The organism is Streptomyces sp. (genome assembly GCF_036524955.1).
In the GTDB taxonomy this organism is placed as follows: Bacteria; Actinomycetota; Actinomycetes; order Streptomycetales; family Streptomycetaceae; genus Actinacidiphila.
In genome coordinates this window covers 1-3,938 of record NZ_DATDBG010000006.1, presented here as the reverse complement: position 1 = coordinate 3,938, position 3,938 = coordinate 1, and the positions used below count along the sequence as shown (strand labels likewise).

Sequence of the window (3,938 nt, the reverse complement as noted above, 5' to 3'; positions counted from 1 at the left end):
CCGGGGGGGCGCCCCGCCGCGTCTACTTCACCGGCGGTACGGGCGTGGCGTGCGGCCCGCACACCACGTCCTGCGGGTCCAGCGTCCCCTCGATCAGGTAGGCGTCGACCCGGGCGTTGATGCACGGATTGACCAGGCCGGTGACGCCGTGCGAACCGGCGTCCCGCTCTGTGATCATCCGCGATCCGGCGAGCCGGCGGTGCAGTTCCAGCGCTCCGCCGTACGGGGTCGCCGCGTCACGGGCGCTCTGCACGATCAGGACACCGGGCAGGTCCTGGTCCGACCGGACCTCCACCGGGGTGCGCTGCTTCACCGGCCAGGTCGCGCAGGGCAGGTTCAGCCAGGCGTTGGCCCAGGTCAGGAAGGGGTGGGCGGCGTGCAGCGCGGTGTTGTCCCGGTCCCACGTGCGCCAACTGGTGGGCCACCTGGCGTCGGTGCACTCCACCGCGGTGTAGACGGCGTTGCCGTTCTCCGAGGTGGCGTTGCCCGCGGTGTCCGACAGGTCGGGGCCCGCCGCCTCCACCAGGGCCTGGGTGTCGCCGGCCAGGTAGCGGCTCCACACGCCCGCCACGAGCGCCCAGGTGGAGTCGTAGTAGGGCGCGTTCTGGAAGAAACCCAGGAGTTCGGCGGGTCCGACGACGCCGCCGATCGGGTTCGCCTTGGCGGCGGCCCGCAGCTCCTCCCACTTCTTCTGGACCTTCGACGGCGTGTCGCCGATGTGGTAGACGGAGTCGTACGACGCGACCCACGCCTGCCAGTCCTCCCAGCGTCCCTGGAAGGCGATGTCCTGGTCGAGGTTGTTCCGGTACCAGATCTGGTCCCGCGCCGGGTTGACCACGCTGTCCACGATCATGCGGCGCACGTGTGTCGGGAAGAGGGTGGCGTACACCGCGCCGAGATAGGTGCCGTAGGAGACGCCGAGGAGGTTGAGCCGCTTCTCCCCCAGCGCGGCCCGGATGACGTCCAGGTCGCGGGCGGTGTCGGGGGTGGTCATCCGGGAGAGCACGGCCGCGCCGGTACGTTCCAGGCAGCCGTTGGCGTACTCCTCGGCGAGCTTGCGCTGGGCGAGTTTGTCGGCCTCGTCGTCCGGCACCGGGTCGGCCTTGGGCGCCTTGACGAAGTCCTGCGGATCCTGGCAGGAGATCGGCGCGGACCGGCCGACTCCGCGCGGGTCGAAGCCCACGAAGTCGTACGCCTTGGCGGCGTTCTTCCACAGCGGGGACGCGTTGGTGACGCGCAGGGGGAAGCGCATGCCGGAGCCGCCGGGCCCGCCGGGGTTGTACAGCAGCGCGCCCTGCCGTTCGGCGGGAGTGCCGGTGCTGGTCGCGCGGTCCACGGCGAGCCTGATGGTGTCGCCGAACGGCTTGCCGTAGTCCACCGGGACGGTGACCCAGCCGCACTGGACAGCGGACGGCAGGCCCCAGTCCGCCGGGCATGCCGCCCAGCCGATGCCGGCTTTCTCGGCCCGGGCGGCGGCGATCGCCGTACCGACCGACTCCGGCACGGTGGCGGCCGGCTGGTCACCGGCCTCCGCCGCCCCGGCCGTGGCCACCGGGGCCGCGGCGAGGACACCCGCGATCAGGGCGCCTGTGGAGACGAGCACAACCGTGCGTCTCACGATCGAACCTCCCCCTGAAGAACCGCGGCTCGTGGCCGCGGTGGTCACAGTGATGAGGTGCGAATCCATTCCCCCGTGGGTCGGGGGCGAACAGGCCAGGCGGGTGATTCTTCATCAAAGTGCGAGGGCGCAAGGGAGTTGGGCTGGGCCGCACGGGTGGCAGCGCCCTCCGCGTCGCCCGGACGGGCGAGAACGGGCCGTCCTGATCATCGCCGTCGCCGAACAGCCCGCGCCGGTCGCCGGAGAAGCCCTCCGGGCTCCTCACGCGACCGCTGACGGAACCTTCGACGAAGGCGACGAAGGCACTGACGGAGCTTTGAGCTCGGCCAGCGCGTGGTCGAGGGCGCGGCGCAGGCGGAGCCCGTCGTGGGCGACGGCGGTGATCAGGACAGCCGGGCCGGCCAGCGGAGTCAGCGCCGCCTGCGCGTCGTCGGTCCATGTGCGGGGCTCGGCGGGGGCGTCGGCGAAGTGCGGGTCGACGAGCAGGAGCTGGCCGACGGCCCGGTAGTCGCCGAGCGTGTCCGGGGTGCCGGGCCCGAAGGCGAGTTCCTGGTCCAGCAGCGGCCGGCCGTCGCGGTGGACGGTGAGCCGGGCGCTGAGCCGCCCGGGTTCCTCGGCGTGGCGCCCGAGGATCTGCTCCTCCCGCAGCAGCAGGCGTGCGGTGGGGGCGAGGTCCACCCGGGTGCGCATCCGCAGGGCGCTCCCCCGGGCGGCGATCAGCGGCTCCGGCAGCCAGTCGAGCGCGCCCCCGTCCCGTACCGCCAACCGCACGTCGTACGACGCCTCCTCGGCGTCGCGGCCGGGCAGTGCGACGGTCGCGGCCGAGGACCCCACGACCAGCCGGGCGCCTGCCCCGACCTCGGTCTCGATCCGCAGCCGGTCCCCGCCCAGCGGTGCGCTCATCGCGCCGACCACCGTCACTCCCGCGCCGCCCGGTTCGCCGTGCGCCCGGGTCCGCCGCAGGGCGAGCGGCCCGTCGCCGACGAGCAGCGGCAGCGCGGTGCCGCCGCGCCCGTCGGCCACGGCCTTGATCCGCGCGACGGCCCGTACCGCACGGGGGCCGGCTGCCTGCTCCGGGATCACGGCGTGCTCCCGGAGCCGGGGGCGCGCAGGCTCATGCCGCCACCGGCGCCCATGCGGCGAGCCGTTCCCCGATCCACCGCGCGACCGGCTCGATGCCGTCGCCGCGGGCGACGGAGGTGAACACCACGGGCAGCGGACCGCGCTGCGCCTCGGCGTCCCTCGCCATCCGGTCCAGGTCGGCGCCCACGTACGGCGCGAGGTCCGTCTTGTTGACGACCAGCAGGTCGGCGGTGGTGACCCCGGGGCCGCCCTTGCGGGGGATGTCGTCGCCGCCGGCCACATCGATCACGAAGATCTGCGCGTCCACCAGGCCCTTGGAGAAGGTGGCGGTGAGGTTGTCGCCGCCGGACTCGACCAGCACGAGGTCGAGCGGCCCCACCGCCTCCTCCAGGTCCTCCACGGCTTCCAGGTTCGCCGAGATGTCGTCCCGGATCGCGGTGTGCGGGCACGCCCCGGTCTCCACGGCGACGATCCGCTCCGCGGGCAGCACCGCGTTCCGCAGCAGGAAATCGGCGTCCTCGCGCGTGTAGATGTCGTTCGTCACCACTCCGATCGACACGCTGTCGCGCAGCGCGCGGCACAGAGCCGCCACGGTCGCCGTCTTCCCCGACCCCACGGGCCCCCCGAGCCCGATCCGCAGTGCCCGCCGCCGGCCGTCCTCGCGCACCTCGGGCGCCGAGTGCGCGTACCGCTCCGGGAATACCTCGGGATGGTCCAGATGCATGGTCAACTCCGTTGGGGCTGCAGTGATGGTACGGGGCAGGTGTGCGCCGGGCCGGACGGCGCGGCCCGGCACGGCGGTCCGCTCACGACGCGAACAGCCGGACGGGCCAGGCCGCGTGGTGCTCGGCGGCGATGTCGAGCAGGGGGGCGGAGGCGGCGGGGAGCACGTCGATCCCCTCCGTCAGCGCGCGCTCACCGGCGAGGCCCGCCGCCGCGGCGACCGCGTCGATGTCGGCGGCGAGGCGGGCCAGGACGGCCGCCGCGTGGAAGGGGTCGAGGCTGAGCAGTCGTACGGCGGCGGTCGCCGGACCGCTCACCGATTCGTACGCGGCGACGTGGGCCGCGTCGAGCGGGCGCAGACCCGCCGCGCGGGCGGTGACGCCGAGGACGACGGGCTGGTGCACCCCGCGCGGCCGGGCCGCGGCGAGGTCGTCCAGCGCCGGATGCGGCCATGCCGCACGGGCGGCCCGCATGAGCTGGCGGCCCAGGCGCCGGGAGACCGTGCGCAGGGCCA

Annotated in this window: 4 protein-coding genes; all 4 read right to left on the bottom strand. The window is 74.4% G+C overall.

Annotated features, from left to right (window positions below):
- Nucleotides 1–22: 22 nt before the first annotated feature.
- A complete protein-coding gene (locus VIW71_RS00425; RefSeq protein ID WP_331619731.1) occupies nt 23–1,618 on the bottom strand; it encodes an alpha/beta hydrolase in 1,596 nt (531 codons plus the stop codon).
- A 261-nt stretch (nt 1,619–1,879) separates the two neighbouring features.
- Complete coding sequence (locus tag VIW71_RS00420; protein ID WP_331619730.1) at nt 1,880–2,701, bottom strand: urease accessory protein UreD; 822 nt, start codon at nt 2,699–2,701, stop codon at nt 1,880–1,882.
- Nucleotides 2,702–2,732: 31 nt separating this feature from the next.
- Nucleotides 2,733–3,425, bottom strand: a complete 693-nt coding sequence (gene ureG / locus VIW71_RS00415; RefSeq protein WP_331619729.1) for an urease accessory protein UreG — start codon at nt 3,423–3,425, stop codon at nt 2,733–2,735.
- Between the two features lie 82 nt (nt 3,426–3,507).
- Nucleotides 3,508–3,938: urease accessory protein UreF (locus tag VIW71_RS00410; protein WP_331619728.1), on the bottom strand; the 431-nt coding region annotated here is incomplete at its 5' end.